At 66.9% G+C, this 16101-nt stretch carries 14 protein-coding genes; 11 read left to right on the plus strand and 3 right to left on the minus strand.

What is annotated here, in order from left to right:
* The first annotated feature begins 1 nt into the window (after position 1).
* Together ACQY80_RS06625 and ACQY80_RS06630 are read left to right on the plus strand one after the other, a co-directional pair.
* On the plus strand, positions 2-1375 hold the full coding sequence (locus ACQY80_RS06625; RefSeq protein ID WP_428684855.1) for a sensor histidine kinase: 1374 nt from the start codon (positions 2-4) through the stop codon (positions 1373-1375).
* A gap of 58 nt (positions 1376-1433) precedes the next feature.
* Complete coding sequence (locus tag ACQY80_RS06630) at positions 1434-2078, plus strand: response regulator transcription factor (protein WP_428684857.1); 645 nt, start codon at positions 1434-1436, stop codon at positions 2076-2078.
* 171 nt (positions 2079-2249) lie between these two features.
* Here ACQY80_RS06630 and ACQY80_RS06635 read toward each other — a convergent pair whose 3' ends face one another.
* Positions 2250-3296 (minus strand): ACP S-malonyltransferase, encoded by a 1047-nt coding sequence (locus tag ACQY80_RS06635; RefSeq protein WP_428684859.1) that lies wholly within the window; start codon positions 3294-3296, stop codon positions 2250-2252.
* The gene (locus tag ACQY80_RS06640) at positions 3293-5500 is read right to left on the minus strand and encodes a thiamine pyrophosphate-dependent enzyme (protein WP_428684861.1); all 2208 of its coding nucleotides are present in this window, start codon (positions 5498-5500) and stop codon (positions 3293-3295) included. The genes ACQY80_RS06635 and ACQY80_RS06640 overlap by 4 nt, the downstream gene beginning before the upstream one ends.
* A 121-nt stretch (positions 5501-5621) precedes the next feature.
* Here ACQY80_RS06640 and ACQY80_RS06645 point away from each other — a divergent pair, with 121 nt between their 5' ends.
* The 8 genes from ACQY80_RS06645 to ACQY80_RS06680 are packed head-to-tail and all read left to right on the plus strand — an operon-like array spanning position 5622 to position 12941.
* Positions 5622-6350, plus strand: coding sequence for a DUF4129 domain-containing protein (locus tag ACQY80_RS06645; protein WP_428684863.1), 729 nt, complete (start codon positions 5622-5624; stop codon positions 6348-6350).
* Complete coding sequence (locus tag ACQY80_RS06650) at positions 6347-7582, plus strand: DUF4350 domain-containing protein (protein WP_428684865.1); 1236 nt, start codon at positions 6347-6349, stop codon at positions 7580-7582. Before ACQY80_RS06645 ends, ACQY80_RS06650 begins: the two co-directional genes overlap by 4 nt.
* Entirely contained in the window at positions 7572-8534 is a 963-nt protein-coding gene (locus tag ACQY80_RS06655) for an AAA family ATPase (protein WP_428684867.1), read from the plus strand. Before ACQY80_RS06650 ends, ACQY80_RS06655 begins: the two co-directional genes overlap by 11 nt.
* Positions 8531-9847: a DUF58 domain-containing protein gene (locus ACQY80_RS06660; protein WP_428684869.1), complete on the plus strand. Its 1317-nt coding sequence runs from the start codon at positions 8531-8533 to the stop codon at positions 9845-9847. Before ACQY80_RS06655 ends, ACQY80_RS06660 begins: the two co-directional genes overlap by 4 nt.
* A complete protein-coding gene (locus ACQY80_RS06665; protein WP_428684871.1) occupies positions 9844-10866 on the plus strand; it encodes a stage II sporulation protein M in 1023 nt (340 codons plus the stop codon). The genes ACQY80_RS06660 and ACQY80_RS06665 overlap by 4 nt, the downstream gene beginning before the upstream one ends.
* Entirely contained in the window at positions 10863-11732 is an 870-nt protein-coding gene (locus tag ACQY80_RS06670; protein ID WP_428684873.1) for an RDD family protein, read from the plus strand. Before ACQY80_RS06665 ends, ACQY80_RS06670 begins: the two co-directional genes overlap by 4 nt.
* Positions 11719-12411: a nitroreductase gene (locus ACQY80_RS06675; RefSeq protein ID WP_428684875.1), complete on the plus strand. Its 693-nt coding sequence runs from the start codon at positions 11719-11721 to the stop codon at positions 12409-12411. Before ACQY80_RS06670 ends, ACQY80_RS06675 begins: the two co-directional genes overlap by 14 nt.
* A 32-nt stretch (positions 12412-12443) precedes the next feature.
* Positions 12444-12941: a hypothetical protein gene (locus ACQY80_RS06680; protein ID WP_428685772.1), complete on the plus strand. Its 498-nt coding sequence runs from the start codon at positions 12444-12446 to the stop codon at positions 12939-12941.
* Positions 12942-12951: 10 nt separating this feature from the next.
* Here the strand turns inward: ACQY80_RS06680 and ACQY80_RS06685 are convergent, their stop codons facing one another.
* Positions 12952-13386, minus strand: a complete 435-nt coding sequence (locus tag ACQY80_RS06685; protein WP_428684876.1) for a hypothetical protein — start codon at positions 13384-13386, stop codon at positions 12952-12954.
* Positions 13387-13492: 106 nt separating this feature from the next.
* Between ACQY80_RS06685 and gyrB the strand changes: the two genes are divergently transcribed.
* Positions 13493-16036 (plus strand): DNA topoisomerase (ATP-hydrolyzing) subunit B, encoded by a 2544-nt coding sequence (gene gyrB, locus ACQY80_RS06690; RefSeq protein ID WP_428684878.1) that lies wholly within the window; start codon positions 13493-13495, stop codon positions 16034-16036.
* The last annotated feature ends 65 nt before the right edge of the window (positions 16037-16101 follow it).

Consider the following 16101-nt stretch of genomic DNA (forward strand, 5'->3'; position numbering starts at 1 on the left):
GATGCGGCGGGGGTTCTTTCAGTCAACGACCTTCCGGCTCGCGCTGGCGCTGTTGCTCGTTCAGGTCGCGGCGCTCGCGCTCGGCCTCACGATCATCCACCGCTTTACCGAGGCGACGATCCTGTCCGACGCCCGCACCGCCGCCGAAGTGGCGCGCGACGATTTTACCGATGAATATCAGCAAGAAGGCGAGGCTGGCCTCGTCCGCGCCATCCGGGGGCGGCTGGCGGCGCGCGACGACCAGAATTTCGTCGTCCTGCTGAAGGGCCCCGACGGCGCCCCGCTCGCGGGCAACCTCAAGCAATGGCCCGCCACCGTGGGCGATGCCGAACGCTGGCGGCAGATCAGCCTGTTCCGCGAAGGCGGGCTGGCCGCCGAGGACATGGGGATCGTCACGACACGGCTGCCGGCCGGGCACGTCCTGCTGACCGGCGAAGTGCTGGAAGCGCAGGCGCAACTCGCGCGCGCGAGCCAGACGGCCTTTCTCTATGCGCTCGCCGCCGGGATCCTCCTCGCCGCGATCGTCGCGGCGCTCGGCGCGTGGATCCTCGCGCGGCGCGTCGACGCCTTTGCGCGCGCAGCAACGGCGATCGCCGGCGGCAAACTCGACGCGCGTGTCATCCGCGACGAGACCGGCGACGCTTTCGACCGGCTCGGCGTGTCGATCAATGCGATGCTCGACCGGATCGAGATGCTGGTCGGCGAGCTGCGCATGGTCACCGATTCGATGGCGCACGACCTGCGGTCGCCGGTGTCGCGGATGAAGGCGACACTCGAACAGGCGCTCGGCCGGACCCGCGACGAAGGTGCCACCGCCGCGCTGGCCGGGGCAATAGACGAGGCCGACAGCCTGCACCGCCTGCTCGACACCGCACTCGAGATCAGCCGCGCCGAGGCCGGGATCGGCCGTAGCCAGTTCACGCGCTTCGCGCTCGCGCCGCTGCTCGAGGATCTGGCCGAAGTCTACGGTCCGCTCGCCGAAGACGAAGGCTTCACCATCGGCGTCGCAGCACCGGCGGGCCTTCAGGTGTTCGCGCACCGTGAAATGCTGCTGCGCGCGCTGTCGAACCTCATCGACAATGCGTTGAAATATGCCGAGGGCGGAACGCTGATCGAACTGGCCGCGACGCGGGACGGGGAAAGCGAAATCCTCCTGTCGGTGACCGACGACGGCCCCGGCATTCCCGAGGATCGCATCGACGAGGTGACGAAGCGCTTCGTCCGCCTCGACCCGGCGCGCGGCGGGTCGGGCGCGGGGCTGGGCCTGTCGCTCGCGCTCACGATCGCGCACATGCACGACGGCGGGATGGAGATCGCCCGCGCCGAGCCACATGGCACGCGGGTGACCTTCCGTCTGCCGATTGCTTCGGACTGACGCCGAAATCGAGCGGATCATGCTGGCTCGCGCGTCCGATTGTCGTCAGCCTTGGAAGGTGACCGAAAACGGGGGGCATATCCATCTGATCCTGCCGGACGCGATCGAGCGGGCGGCCTGTTTTCGCGTCCTTGCCGACCGGCCGGGACGGATCGTCCGCAGCTTCGCCAGCGGCACGGCCTGGCTCGAAGCCGGCGCGGACAGCGATTGTGCGATCCTGCTCCTCCACTGGCATCAACCGGGCGGCGTGAGCGGCGAAACGCTGCTAAACCGGATCGGCAGACGGCGCGACATGACGATATTCGTAGCGGCGAGCAGGCTGACGATCGCCGAAAGCCGGGCTATTTTGCGCGGCGGTGCACACGACCTTCTTCCCGCGCCGCTCGACCCGCGGCTCGTCCGCCGCACGATCGACAGCGCCGTCGATGGCTGGCAGGCGCGGCAGATCGCAGTCGCCGAGCATCGCGCGGCAACCGCGCGGCTTGCCGGGCTGACCCCGCGCGAACGCGACATATTGGACGCGATCGCCGCCGGGCTCGGCAACAAGGCGATCGCACGGCGGCTAGACCTCAGCCCGCGCACGGTCGAAGTGCATCGCGCAAACATCATGCGGCGCACCGACGCGGGCAGCGTGGCCGAATTGCTGCGCCTCGCCTTCACCGCCGAACAGGCGCGCGGCAATCCCCTCCATAATGGTGCATGAAACGGCCCAATCGCGGCCATTGCCCAAGCCAGGCGCCTAAAAGGAGTTCGAACGATCCGGCACCGTTGAGTTGGTCCCCAGCGGTGTCGCCGTTCGCATTCGCAGCCCACCCCACCTGGCTGCGAATCCCAAGCGGGGCCGGCGGAGGCGTTCCACCTCCGCCGGTCCAATTTATCCGGTGACGAGCGCGCGCTGTTCGCTGCGCCCCATCGAGAGCAGGATCGGATCCGACGCCTGCCGCGCCATGAAGTCGGCCTTGCTTGCGATGCCCTGCCATTCGATCCCGATCAGCGACTGCGCGATCGCGCCGCCGAGCGTATCGCCGGGGCCGGGCAGGATGATGACGTCGGGCGCGAACTCCCTGACCGCGACCTGCACCGACAGCGCGAAATCATAAGGCGCAAGGATCTGATAGCCGAAGGTATAGTCCCATTCGGCCGCCGGATCGCTCGCGAAGCGGCGCCAGATATGGCCGCGTCCATCGACCATCGGGATCGCAGGCGCAGAAAAGAGTGACGCCGGAAGCTCGGCCTTCGCCTTGTCCGAACTGCCGAACATCAGCGGGGTATGAAAGGGACCATGTCCCGCGAGGCGCAGCGGGTCGCGGCCCGGCGTCGGCGGAACGTCGGCGAGGAGAGCGGCAAGACCCTCCTCATTGCCCGCGAACACCAGCATGCCCGCAAGGTCGATCGACAGCGCAAGATCATGCCCCGGCCGCGCAGCGATAGCAGCGACACGATCGAACAGCGCATCGCGCAGGCCCGGCACCGGGCGCCAGTCTTCGTCGACGACCTGGAGTAGTATCTGCCCGCCGGGGCCGTGCGTCTGGCTGTTGAGGCCCATCGCGTTCGAGATGCGGAAGCCGTCCTCGACCGACACCGCGCCGCCCAAGGCGAGTGCGCTGTACCAGCCCATCGAATTACCCGCGACGGCGACGATGTCGAACCGGTCGCGATCGATGCTCAGATAATCGAGCGCGGTCGCGGTGTAGATCAGCGGTGCCGCGACATCGCCGCGCATGTGCGTCGCGACGCTGAAGCGATCGGCGCCGTCGAGCTCGGTAACCGTCGGCTGGCTTCGGTCACTCCGCTGCGCATCGAAGGCCGAGATGAGGTCGCCGAAGCGTGCACCGTGCAACCGTGCGATGCTGCCAAGCTCGCCCTTGCCATAGGTGCCGCGGCCGGGCGCGACGACGAGCGCGGTCTTGCGCGCGCTCATGCGAGAAGCTCCTTGGCGGCGGCATAGATGCTGTCGCGGCTCGGCAAGGTCAGCGTCGCGGCCTTGCCCAAGGGGATGAAGCTGTCATCGGCGGCAATGCGCGCGACCTTCTTGTCGGGGGTGCGCTCGACGAAGGTCGCCATCAGCGCCTCGCTCTGCGAGCCGGTGATGCGGCATTCGTCGACGATCAGGATGCGCTTCGCATCGCCGACTGCGGCGACAAGCTTGTCCTCGTCGACCGGGCCGAGCCAGCGCAGGTCGATCACGCGCGCCCGGACGTCGTCCGCGGCGAGCAATTTCTCGGCCTGCCGCGACAGGTAGTAGCCATTGCCATAGGTGACGATGGCGAGGTCGGTGCCGTCGCCGTGGACGCCGACGTCGCCGAAGCCGATCGGCGCGCCTTCGCCCGGCGCCTCATAGACGCTGGTCCACAGGCCATCGCCCTCCTCATGCAGGTCGCGGGTCATGTAGAGCGCGATCGGTTCGACGAAGACGACGACGCGCTGTTCCTCGCGCGCCAGCCTCACGCATTCGCGCAGCATATGCACCGCGTCGCGGCCGTTCGACGGGACGGCAAGGATCACGCCGGGGATATCGCGAAAGACTGCAAGGCTGTTGTCGTTGTGGAAATGGCCACCAAAGCCCTTCTGATAGCCGAGCCCCGCGATGCGGATGACCATCGGATTGGTATATTGGCCGTTCGAGAAGAAGCTCAATGTCGCCGCCTCGCCGCGAATCTGGTCCTCGGCATTGTGGACATAGGCGAGGAACTGGATTTCGGGCATCGGTACAAAGCCGTTGTGCGCCATCCCGATCGCGAGCCCGAGGATCGCCTGCTCGTCGAGCAGCGTGTTGATCACGCGCGCCGAGCCGAAGCGCTGATGGAGCTTTGCCGTGACATTATAGACGCCGCCCTTCGGCCCGACGTCCTCGCCCATCACGGCGATTTCCTCGTGCGCGAGCATCAAGTCGGCGAGCGCCCAGCTCAAGAGCCGCGCCATGTGCATCGGCTTGTCCATCTGGCCCGCATCGCTGCCGAACATCGCCTTGCGGTCGTCGTCGGGGGGCGTGTTCGCTCGCACCAGATTGCGCTTCGGCGGGATCAGGCTTTCCATCACATGCTTCGGCGTCGTGATTTTCGGCCGGAGGATCGCGGCTTCGGCCTGCCGCGCGAGCGTCGCGCCGATGTCCTCATAGGTTTCGGCGATCTCGGCGGGCGTCATCCAGCCCTGCTCGACCATCAGCGCCGCGCCCTTCAGCAACGGATCGCGTGCCTCGTCGGATTCGATCAGCGCCTTGGGGAGATAGACGCCCTGCACGTCCGACCCGGCGTGGCCATAAAGGCGCACGGTGGCCATATGGAGGAACACGGGTTTGCGGGTGCGGCGGGCATAATCGGCCGCCTCCTTTGCCCCGGCATAGGCCGCGGCGAGGTCGGTGCCGTCGCACTGGATATAATGGAGTCCGGCCCGGTGGCGGAACTGCGCCTCGATCCACCCTGTCGGCGTGCGCGTCGAAATGCCGATGCCATTATCCTCGCAGAGGAAGATCAACGGCATCGGCGATCCCTGGAACGCCGACCAGCCCGCAGTGTTGAAGGCGCCCTGCGCGGTCGAATGATTGGCCGAGGCGTCGCCGAAGCTGGCGAGGACCACCGCGTCGTCGGGCATCACGCAGTCCGCCAGCCCCTGCCGCCGCGCAATGCCGATCGAGAAAGCCGCACCGACGGCTTTCGGCAGATGCGACGCGATGGTCGAGGTCTGCGGCGGAATGGCGAGCGGTTTCGATCCGATGACCTTGTGCCGCCCGCCCGAGATCGGATCCTCGCTCGACGCCGTAAAGCTCAGCAGCATGTCCCATGTCGGCGTCCCGCCCGGAAGCTGACGCGACCGGTGAAGCTGAAAGGCGTTCGAGCGGTAGTGGAGGAACGCCATGTCGGTGACGCGCAGTGCCGCGGCGACTGCGGCATTGCCTTCGTGCCCCGACGACCCGATCGTGTAGAATCCCTCACCGCGCGCCTGCAGGTGTCGTGACAGCCGGTCCATCTGGCGGCTGGTCAGCTGCGACAGGAAAATATCGGTCGCGTCGCTGCGCGAGAGGCCGGCGGTGGCCGGATCGGGCGCATCGCCCGCGCGGGCAAGCGAGCCCGCCGCCAGCGCCGCGAGGAATTTTTCATGCACTGCCTGCGCCGCGTCCACCGACATCCTCCATCCGCTTGGCCGTCGGTTACGCCTGCAACCATCGGTCCGTTCTGGCGCGCGCTAGAACGGGGCAGTTCGACGCGCAAGCATCTCTTGCCTTGCCGCGCCGCCTCGCGCTACCACCATGGGCGATGACGGGGGCCGATATTTCAACATGATGACGCTGTGGATCGCACAGGCATCGGCCGCGACCGGCGCGCCGGCTTCCGACGAGAGCGGGGGCTGGCTCATCGATCCCGAACTCGTCGGCCCGGGATATGGCCAGACGATGGCCGGCGGCGATATCCAGACGAGCTTTCCCAAGCCGCCACCGCCGCCCGAACCGTCGCAACTGAATCTCGACTGGCTGCGCGATTTCTTCGAGTGGACGGCTCCCGCACTGAAGCCGCTGATGTGGGTCGGCGCCGCCGCGCTGCTGCTGCTGATCCTCTATCATTTCGTTCCCGCCTTCGCCGATTGGGTCGATAATCTGCGCTTCGGGCGCAAGCGGCAGGGCGAAGTGCTTAAGGAAAGCATTGGCGAGGCCGAGGCCGGCGCCGCGCGGGCGCGGCTTGCCGATGCCGATGCGCTCGCCGCCGCGGGCCGCTTCGCCGAAGCGGTGCACCTGCTGCTCTATCGCAGCGTCGACGATATCCGCGATCGCCGACCCGGGCTCGTCCGCCCGGCCATGACCTCACGTGAGCTGGCCGGGGCGCAAGACCTGCCCACCGTCGCGCGCCACGCGTTCAGCGAGATCGCTCGCGCGGTCGAGATCAGCCTGTTCGGCGGCCGGTCGATCGACGAGCGCGCCTGGCTTGACTGCCGCGGCGCCTATGCCGAGCTCACCGTTCCGAAGAATTGGGCGCGGACATGAGTCGCGCACGCGAAGGCGATCACGGCTTCAATCCGTTGATCATGGCCGCGATGGTCATCGTCGGTATCGTCGCCTTCATCGCGCTGTGGGCGCTGATCGCACTGGGACCGCAGCTGTCGAGCGGCAATGACGGTGGCGGCCACGCGCTGTCGAAGGGCGCGCCGGGCTATGCCGGGATCGTCGACCTGCTCGAACGCGCCGACGTCGTCGTGACGCTTCGCCGCACCGAAGACGCGCCGGTTTATGACGAGGAATGGCGCGACCTGTTGATCCTGACACCCCGGCATGAAACGAAACCGGCAGAGATCGAGGCGATCATCAAGGGCCATCGCGGCGGCCCCGTGCTGATCGTCCTGCCCAAATGGCGCGCCGGCGCGCATCCCGAGAAGGCCGGATGGGTCGGGCCGGCGTTCCCGTCCACCCCGTCGCCCTCGCTGGTTCCCGCATCGGCGGCGAAGATCGACACGATCGAAAACGAGCCTAATGCCCGCGGCGCGACCGCGAGCGGTTTCGTCGGCGGGCATCGGCTTTCGCTGCCCCTGCCGGGATTGCGGTCGCAGGTGATCGAAGCGAGCGAGCTGGAAACACTGATCCCCTTCCCGCATGGCGGCGCGCTGCTCGCGAAACACCCGCGCGACAAGATCTATATCCTGTCCGACCCCGATTTTCTGAACAATCTGGCCTTCGCGAACGGCGAGCGCGCCCGTACCGCAGCGAGCCTGATCGACGCGGTCGCCGAAGATTCGGAAGCCGATGGCCTCGCCTTCGACCTGACCCTCAACGGGTTTGGCAGCCAGCGCTCGCTGCTCCGCTTTGCCTTTGTTCCCCCCTTCATCGGTATCACGCTGTGCCTGATCGCCGCGGGCCTGCTCGCGCTGTGGCAGGCGTGGGTGCGGTTCGGCCCGGCGCTGAAGCCCGGCCGCGCGATCCCGATCTCGAAGGCCGCGCTGATCGCGAACAGCGCCGACCTGATCCGGCAGGCGCGGCGCGAGCTCGACGGCGCCGACGCCTATGTCGCGAACCAGCGGAGTGTGATCGCGCGGCGGTTGCACGCACCGGGCGGGCTGGACGCCGCCGAAACCGACAGCTGGATCGACCGCAGGCTAAAGCAGGGCAGCGCCCTGTTTTCGGCGCTCGCGCGGCGGCTGCCGCTCGCGCGCAACCGGCATGAATTCTTGAGCGACGCACAGGCGCTGCACGACATCAGAAAGGAATTGTTACGTGACGGCTGAGATCGAAAGCGTAAAGGCGCTGGGCGCCGCGATCGAGGGCGAGGTCGCCAAGGTTGTGTTCGGCCAGGCGCCGCTGACCCGCATGGTGACCATCGCGCTGCTCGCGGGTGGGCATGTGCTGCTCGAGGGCCCGCCGGGAACCGCGAAGACCCTGCTCGCACAGGCGTTCGCCCGCGCCGTGGGCCTCGATTTCGGCCGCATCCAGTTCACCCCCGACCTGATGCCCGGCGACATATTGGGATCGAACCTGTTCAACTTCCAGACGTCGAGCTTCACCTTGACCAAGGGGCCGATCTTCACCGAACTGCTGCTCGCGGACGAAATCAACCGCACCCCGCCGAAGACGCAGGCCGCGCTGCTTGAGGCGATGCAGGAACGCCGCGTGACGATCAACGGCGAGCCGCATGCGATGAGCCCGCGCTTTACCGTTCTCGCAACGCAGAACCCGATCGAGCAGCAGGGCGTCTACCCACTGCCCGAAGCGCAGCTCGACCGCTTCCTGTTCAAGCTGGTCGTCGACTATCCCGACGCCGCGGAGGAACGGCGGATCGTCGCCGACCATGGCGGACGCTTCAAGAGCCCGGCAGTCGCCGATTTCGGCGTGACGCAGATCACCGATGCCAAAGCGATCGGCGCCGCGATCGACGCGATCGCGACCGTGCGGCTCGCCGACGAGATCGTCGATTACATCGTCCGCCTGATCCGCGCGACCCGCGCCAGCGCTGACCTCGAATGCGGCGCCTCGCCGCGCGCCGCGACGATGCTCGCACGCGCGGCTTGTGCAGCGGCGGCGCTCGAAGGGCGCGACTATGTCATTCCCGATGATGTCCAGCGGCTCACGGCGGGCGTGCTCCGCCACCGCGTGATCCTGTCGGCGGCGGCCGAAATCGAGGGCCGGAGCGTCGAACAGGTGGTCGCCGATCTGGTCGAACGCGAGGATGTGCCGCGGTGATCTATCCGACGCGGCGCGCGATCTATCTGCTGCTGCTCGGCGCCCCCGTGGCGCTCGCGCTCGGGCTTGTCCGCCCGGAGCTGTGGATCGTCGCGCCCGCGTGGATCGGCCTGATCTTTCTGGGCATTCTGCTCGACGCCACGCTCGGCGCCAACCCGCGCCGGCTGACACTGGAAACGCAGGCGCCGCATCAGGTCGGGGTCGGCGACGCGTTCGAACTCCGGCTGATCGCGAAGGGCAAGGCCGTTCCGCGCCGCGCCGAACTGGCGCTCGCGCTCGACGAGCGGCTCGCCCCCGGCGGCCGGTTCGCGGGCGGGATGGCGCGCGCAACCGATGCCGATGCGCTCGTCCGCACGCTTTCCCTCGCCGCCTCACGGCGCGGGCAGGCATTGATCGAGGCGCTGTGGATCCGCTGGACCGGCCCGTTCGGCCTCGTCTGGAAGCAGCGCCGCTTTGCGATTGATCAGGCCATCGCAGTCGTCCCGAGCCTGCGCGCGGTGACCGAGGAAGGCAGCCGGCTGTTCCAGCGCGACAGCTGGTTCGGGCTCCGCCAGCAGCAGCTCCGCGGTGAGGGCAGTGAATATGAGGCGCTCGCCGAATATCAGGCGGGGATGGACCGGCGTGCGATCGACTGGAACGCCTCGGCCCGGCACGTGAAGCTGCTCGCCAAGGAATATCGCGTCGAACGCGACAACCGCGTCGTGCTCGCCATTGATGCCGGCCGGACGATGGCCGAACCGGTCGGCGGCGTCCCACGCGTCGACCGCGCGGTGTCGGCCGGACTGCTGCTCGCCTACGCCGGGCTGAAGCTGGGCGACCGAATCAGCTTCTTTTCCTTCGCGGCCAAGCCGCAGGCGCTCACCCCCGCCTATATGCATGTGCAGGATTTCCCGGCGCTGCAGCGCGCGGCGAGCCTGATCGACTATGCACCGGTCGAAAGCAATTTCACCCTCGCGCTGACGACGCTGTCGGCCTCGCTCAACCGCCGTTCGCTGATCATCCTGTTCACCGAATTCACCGATGCGACGAGCGCCGATCTGATGATCCGCGCCGCCGGCCGGCTGGCGAAGACGCACCGCCTGCTGTTCGTCGTCATCCGCGACGACGAGGTCGAGGACGTCGAACGCCGCCGGCCCGAAAGCGCCGCCGACATCACCCGCTCGAACGTCGCCGCCGCGATGCTGCGCGACCGTCAGCTGGTCATCGCGCGGCTGCAGCGGCTGGGCGCCGACGTCATCGAAGTGCCCGCCGATGCGATGGGCGCCGCGGTGGTCGAGGCGTATCTCGGCATCAAGCGGAAAGGCAGTCTGTGAGCGCGATCGGCCTTCCCTCCTTTTCGACCAGCCGCTTTCGCGACGAGCGCGAGGCCGATTGGGTCGCCTTCGATATCCTGCTGACCAAGCTGGAGAAGAGGGGCGCAAAGGCGCTGACGAGCGACGAGCTTCTCCAACTGCCGATCCTGTACCGCGCGACGCTGTCCTCGCTGTCGATCGCGCGGGCGACCAGCCTCGACAAGGCGCTGCTCGACCATCTCGAAGCGCTGTCGATTCGCGGCTATTTCCTCGTCTATGGCGTGCGCGAGACGCGCTGGAGCCGTATCCGCCGTTTCTTCCTCTACGACTGGCCCGCCGCGGTGCGGTCGGTGTGGAAAGAAACATTGATCATCGCGCTGGTGATCGTCCTTGGCGCGCTGACAAGCTGGTCGCTCGTCGCGCACAACCCCGAATGGTACTTCAACTTCGTCCCCGAAGAAATGTCGGGCGGACGCGATCCGCGCGCCACCGTCGAATTCCTGCAATCGACCCTCGGGCATGGCAAGGCAGCGGCGGGCAGCGAGAAGGAGAGCGGGCTGCATATCTTCGCCACCTATCTCTTCACGCACAACAGCCAGGTGTCGATCCTGTCCTTCGCGCTCGGCTTTGCCTTTGGCGTGCCCACGATGATGCTCGAATATTATCAGGGAATCAGCCTTGGCGCGATGCTGGCCGTGTTCACCGGCAAGGGGCTGGGCGTCGATTTCGGGGGCTGGCTGTTCATCCACGGCACGACAGAGCTGTTCGCCGCCGCGCTGTCGGGCGCGGCGGGACTGCGCATCGGCGCTGCGGTCGTCTTTCCGGGCGCGCGCGGACGGCTGGAAGCAGCGTCCGACGCGGGCCGTACGGCGGGCAAGGTCATGGTCGGCGTCATCTTGATGTTGCTGGTCGCCGGCCTGCTTGAGGGGTTCGGACGGCAGCTGATCACCGACACCGCGCTGCGCTATGGCATCGGCACGGTCATGCTGCTGTTCTGGCTCGCTTATTATTACATTCCCCGACGCGAGGATGTGGCATGACGGCCGCGGCGAGGAATGCCAGGCTGCGCGCCGGCCAGGCGAAGAAGATCCGCGAATTCGTGACCCCCGAGGGAGTCGATCTGGAACTCCGGATCGCCAGTTCGGGGCTGCGCCTCGGTGCGCTGATCGTCGATCTGATCATTCTTGTCGTGACCCTGTTCCTGTTTTCGCTGGCGATGGTCTGGGTCGGGTTCGCCGGAACGGACGACGTGGCCATCATCGTCTGGATGCTCGGCTTTTTCATCCTGCGCACCTTCTGGTTCGTCGGCTTCGAACTCGGCTCGCGGGCCGCGACACCCGGCAAGAGGTTGATGGGCATTCGCGTCGTCGCGCGCGATGGCGGGCGGCTGACCGCCGACGCCGTGGTCGCGCGAAACCTGATCCGCGAGCTCGAGCTGTTCCTGCCGCTGATGATGGTCGGGTTCGGAGCGTCCGAAAATATGGTGTCGGGCTGGACCGTTCTGGCCGGGGTCACCTGGTCGCTGACGCTCAGCCTGTTCCTGCTGTTCAACCGCGACCGGATGCGGATGGGCGACCTGATCGCGGGCACCTGGGTGGTGATGGCACAACGCGCAAAGCTCGACAGCGATATCGCGGCAAGCGCGGAAGCGGGCGCGATGCTGTTCAGCGAGGCCGAGCTGTCGGTCTATGGCATTTACGAATTGCAGGAACTCGAACGCATCCTTCGGGCGCGCGATCCCCGCGCGATGCGCGAGGTTGCCGACACGATCCGCGCCAAGATCGGCCGTCCGGTCGCCGAAGAGGATGACGTCTTCCTGCTTTCCTATTACCGGCAGCTGAAAGCCCGGCTCGAGCGCGGACTGCTGTTCGGGAAAAGACGAGAGGATAAATATGCCAGCGACTGATCTCTCCCCTTCGGTCACAGACGCCCTGCACCGCCGCCGGTCGGTTCGCGCCTTTACTGGCGCGCCGGTCGATCCCGCGGTGCTGAAGGCGATATTTGCCGCTGCGCAGCGCGCGCCGTCGGGCGGCAACCTCCAGCCTTGGCAGGTGACGCTTGTCACCGGCGAACCTTGGCAGCGGGTCAAGGATGCGGTCGCGGCACGGATCGCGATGGGGCGTGAGGGCTATCAGCCCGAATATGACATCTACCCCAAGGGGCTTACCGATCCGTGGGAAAGCCGCCGCTTCGGCGTCGGCGAGGCGCTTTACGCCTCGCTCGGCATCCCGCGCGAGGACAAGGCGGGCCGGCTCGCTCGGTTCATGGAAAATTACCGGGGTTTCGGCGCACCGGTGATGCTTTTCCTCCACTGCTCGCGCATCATGGGGCCGCCGCAATGGTCGGACATGGGCATGTGGCTGCAATCGGTGATGCTGCTGCTCGTCGAGCACGGCCTCGCAAGCTGCCCGCAGGAATGCTGGGCGATGTACGGCCAGACCGTGCGCGAGACGCTGGCCCTTGGCGAGGACCAGATCTTGTTCACCGGCCTCGCGATCGGCCATGCCGATGAAGCCGAGGCGGTGAACCAGTGGCCCGTGCCGCGGGTAGGTCTGGAAGAGGTGATCGATTGGCAGGGATTTTGAGGCCCGGGATTTTGAGAGAGTTGGTTTTGAAGATGCATCATAGACAGGCGCAACTCGGCATCGCAGTGACGATCGCGCTTATGATGGCAGGCTGCGCCGCCGTGCCGACGCCGACCGCGCCGCCGCCAGCCCCGCGACCGATACCGGCGCCGACACCGGCACCCGCGCCGGCGCCAGCGAGCAAATCGTGGGAAGACAGAGCGGTGAACCCCGGCACCTGGCGCTATGACGCGGGCAGCCGGACCGCGACCTTCGCCCAGGCGGGCAGCGCGAACGCCTTGCTGACGATGAGCTGCGCCGGCGGCGGCATCCGCTTGACCTCGGCGCTCGACGGCAATGTCGCGCTGCGCACAAGCGCGGGGACCGACCAGATCCGCTTCGACGGTGGCAACGCGACGGTGCCGAGCCGCGATATAAGGCTCGATCGTATCGCCTTCAGCCGCGGCCGCTTCGCGCTCGAATCGGCGAACGGCGCGCTGACGCTGCCCGTACAGTCCGAAATCGGCCGCGTGATCGAGGATTGCCGATAGGCGAAGCGGCCTAGCCGCCCAGCTGGACGGTACCGCCCTTGATCCAGCCCCAGCGGCAGGGACCCTGATATTCGCGGGCATTCTGCACCGGCCGGCCGACGCCACACAGGTCGGGGTCGATCCCCGGCGTGGCAAAGACGACGCCGAACCACGCATCGTCGTCGGTCGCTTCGCACACCGACACCTTTGCGCCGCCGGCGATCTTCGCCTTGACCGCGCGCGTCTCGCCCGGCGCCCAATAGACGTCGGTGCCGCCCGTCTTGACCTGGCTGGTGCTCGCGCAGGCGGGCAGGCTCGCCCCTTCGGTGCCGATCATCACCGCACGCGCGGCAAGTGGTTCGCCCGTTACGGCAGGCGCGTTGTCGGCGGGCGGCGCAGGCTGGCTGCACGCGGCAAGCGAGGCGATCAGGAGGACGGCGAAGGGGGTCGGGAGACGATGTTTCATGCCCCGAAACTAGCCGCCGCGACGGGCGGGCGCAACGGCCCATCGGAAAACGCGGAGAGGCGCATTTTCGCTTGGGTTTTATGCCCCTCGACCCTATATAATCGATATGACAGACACCCCCGAGAACAGCGCGCCCGAAAGCGCCTCCAAACAGCCCAACGCAAACGCCTATGGCGCCGATTCGATCAAGGTCCTGAAGGGCCTGGACGCGGTTCGCAAACGGCCTGGCATGTATATCGGCGACACCGACGACGGGTCGGGTCTGCACCATATGGTGTTCGAGGTGTCGGACAATGCGATCGACGAAGCGCTTGCCGGCCACTGCGACCTCGTCCTGATCACGCTCAACAGCGACGGGTCGGTCAGCGTCGAGGACAACGGCCGCGGTATCCCCACCGGCATCCATGCCGAGGAAGGCATTTCGGCGGCCGAGGTCATCATGACCCAGCTTCATGCGGGCGGAAAGTTCGAGAACACCAGCGACGACAATGCCTACAAGGTGTCGGGCGGCCTGCACGGCGTCGGCGTCAGCGTCGTCAACGCGCTTTCGGAATGGCTCGAACTCACGATCTGGCGCGACGGCGAAGAGCATTGGATGCGCTTCGAACATGGCGATTCGGTCGCGCCACTCAAGGTCAACGGCCCCGCCCCCTCGGGCAAGAAGGGCACGCGCGTGACCTTCCAGGCCTCGACCGACACGTTCAAGAATGTTCTCGAATTCGACTTCGAAAAGCTCGAGCATCGCTATCGCGAGCTCGCCTTCCTGAACTCGGGTGTCCGCATCAAGCTGGTCGACGCGCGCCACGCCGAACATGTGTCGCACGATCTGCTCTATGAGGGCGGGATCGCGGCGTTCGTCAGCTATCTCGACCGCAACAAGACCCCGCTGCTCCCCGACCCGATCGCGATCAGCAGCGAGCGCGACGGCATCGGCATCGACGTCGCGCTCGAGTGGAACGACAGCTATTATGAAAATGTCCTCTGCTTCACGAACAACATCCCGCAGCGCGACGGCGGCACGCACCTCGCGGCCTTCCGCGCCGCGCTGACGCGCACGCTCAACGGCTATGGCGAAAAGTCGGGGATGCTGAAGAAGGAAAAGGTCAGCCTGACCGGCGAGGATATGCGCGAAGGCCTGACCGCGATCGTCTCGGTCAAGCTGCCCGACCCGAAGTTCAGCTCGCAGACCAAGGACAAGCTGGTCTCGTCCGAAGTCCGCCAGCCGCTCGAAAGCCTGATGGCCGACCGGATGACCGAATGGCTGGAGGAAAATCCGGCGCACGCAAAGGCGGTGATCCAGAAGGTCATCGACGCCGCCGCGGCGCGCGAAGCCGCGAAGAAGGCGCGCGAACTGACGCGGCGCAAGGGCGCGATGGATATCGCGAGCCTGCCCGGCAAGCTCGCCGACTGTCAGGAACGCGATCCCAGCAAGTGCGAACTCTTTCTGGTCGAGGGTGACTCGGCAGGCGGATCGGCGAAGCAGGGCCGCGACCGGCACGTGCAGGCCATCCTGCCGCTGAAGGGCAAGATTCTGAACGTCGAGCGCGCGCGCTTCGACCGCATCATCTCGTCGAAGGAAGTCGGCACGCTAATCCAGGCGCTCGGCACCGGGATCCGCGACGAATTCAATCTCGAAAAGCTGCGCTATCACAAGATCGTAATCATGACGGACGCCGACGTCGACGGCGCGCATATCCGCACGCTCTTGCTCACCTTCTTCTATCGCCAGATGCCCGAGATCATCGAGGCCGGCCATCTCTACATCGCCCAGCCGCCGCTGTACAAAGTCGCGAAGGGCCGGAGCGAGGTTTATCTGAAGGACGACAGCGCGCTCGAGGACTATCTCGTCGATGCGGGCATCGACGCGCTGCTGCTCGAAACCCCGGGCGGGGCGCGATCGGGCAACGATCTGCGCGAGCTGGTCGAGCATGGCCGGCGCCTGCGCGCCCTGATGCGCTATGTCCCGCGCAGCCTGGATCACGGGTTGATCGAAGCACTGGCCTTTGCCGGAGCTCTTGATCCCGCACTCGACACGGCGGGACGCCACAGCGCAGCCGCGACCGCCGCCGCATGGCTCAACGCCGCCGAACGTGCGCTGACCGGCGGAGCCGAGGCCGTCTGGACCGTCGAAGCCGTCGAAGGCGGTGGCTATACGCTCGAACGACGCTGGCGCGGGGTCAGCGACCATCATGCGATCGACGCCGCCTTCCTGCAGAGCCAGGAAGCGCGCCGCCTGCACAAGCTCGCGAGCGAACAGGCCGAAAGCTATGCCCGCCCCGGCCGGCTGGTCAAGGCAACCGGTACGGCAACCGTCGAGGTCGAAGCCACCGAAAGCGACGATGAAGATCTGCCCGCGGCCACGACCGCCAAGGCCAATCCGGTCACGCGCCCGTCCGAGCTGCTCGACGCGATCTTCGCGCACAGCCGCAAGGGGCTGTCGATCAGCCGCTACAAGGGGCTGGGCGAGATGAATGCCGAACAGCTGTGGGAAACGACGCTAGACCCGTCGAACCGCTCGCTACTGCGCGTCAGGACCGAGCAGGCCGACGTCGCCGACGGCATCTTCGAACAGCTGATGGGCGACGAGGTCGAACCGCGCCGCGACTTCATCCAGACCAATGCGCTGTCGGTCGCGAATCTCGACGTTTGATACCATCCTGACGTAAATTAGGTTCGATCCAGCGCGCGGCGGCTTGCCTTGTCGGGCCGCCGCTG

It is taken from the genome of Sphingopyxis sp., from assembly GCF_965279755.1.
In the GTDB taxonomy this organism is placed as follows: domain Bacteria; phylum Pseudomonadota; class Alphaproteobacteria; order Sphingomonadales; family Sphingomonadaceae; genus Sphingopyxis.

What these genes read in the sequence shown, in the direction of transcription:
- ACQY80_RS06670 (WP_428684873.1), top strand. Translation starts at nt 10,863, where the DNA reads ATGACGGCCGCGGCGAGGAATGCCAGGCTGCGCGCCGGCCAGGCGAAG.
- ACQY80_RS06635 (WP_428684859.1), bottom strand. Translation starts at nt 3,296, where the DNA reads ATGAGCGCGCGCAAGACCGCGCTCGTCGTCGCGCCCGGCCGCGGCACC.
- ACQY80_RS06625 (WP_428684855.1), top strand. Translation starts at nt 2, where the DNA reads ATGCGGCGGGGGTTCTTTCAGTCAACGACCTTCCGGCTCGCGCTGGCG.
- gyrB (WP_428684878.1), top strand. Translation starts at nt 13,493, where the DNA reads ATGACAGACACCCCCGAGAACAGCGCGCCCGAAAGCGCCTCCAAACAG.
- ACQY80_RS06650 (WP_428684865.1), top strand. Translation starts at nt 6,347, where the DNA reads ATGAGTCGCGCACGCGAAGGCGATCACGGCTTCAATCCGTTGATCATG.
- ACQY80_RS06680 (WP_428685772.1), top strand. Translation starts at nt 12,444, where the DNA reads ATGCATCATAGACAGGCGCAACTCGGCATCGCAGTGACGATCGCGCTT.
- ACQY80_RS06685 (WP_428684876.1), bottom strand. Translation starts at nt 13,386, where the DNA reads ATGAAACATCGTCTCCCGACCCCCTTCGCCGTCCTCCTGATCGCCTCG.
- ACQY80_RS06645 (WP_428684863.1), top strand. Translation starts at nt 5,622, where the DNA reads ATGGGCGATGACGGGGGCCGATATTTCAACATGATGACGCTGTGGATC.
- ACQY80_RS06675 (WP_428684875.1), top strand. Translation starts at nt 11,719, where the DNA reads ATGCCAGCGACTGATCTCTCCCCTTCGGTCACAGACGCCCTGCACCGC.
- ACQY80_RS06640 (WP_428684861.1), bottom strand. Translation starts at nt 5,500, where the DNA reads ATGTCGGTGGACGCGGCGCAGGCAGTGCATGAAAAATTCCTCGCGGCG.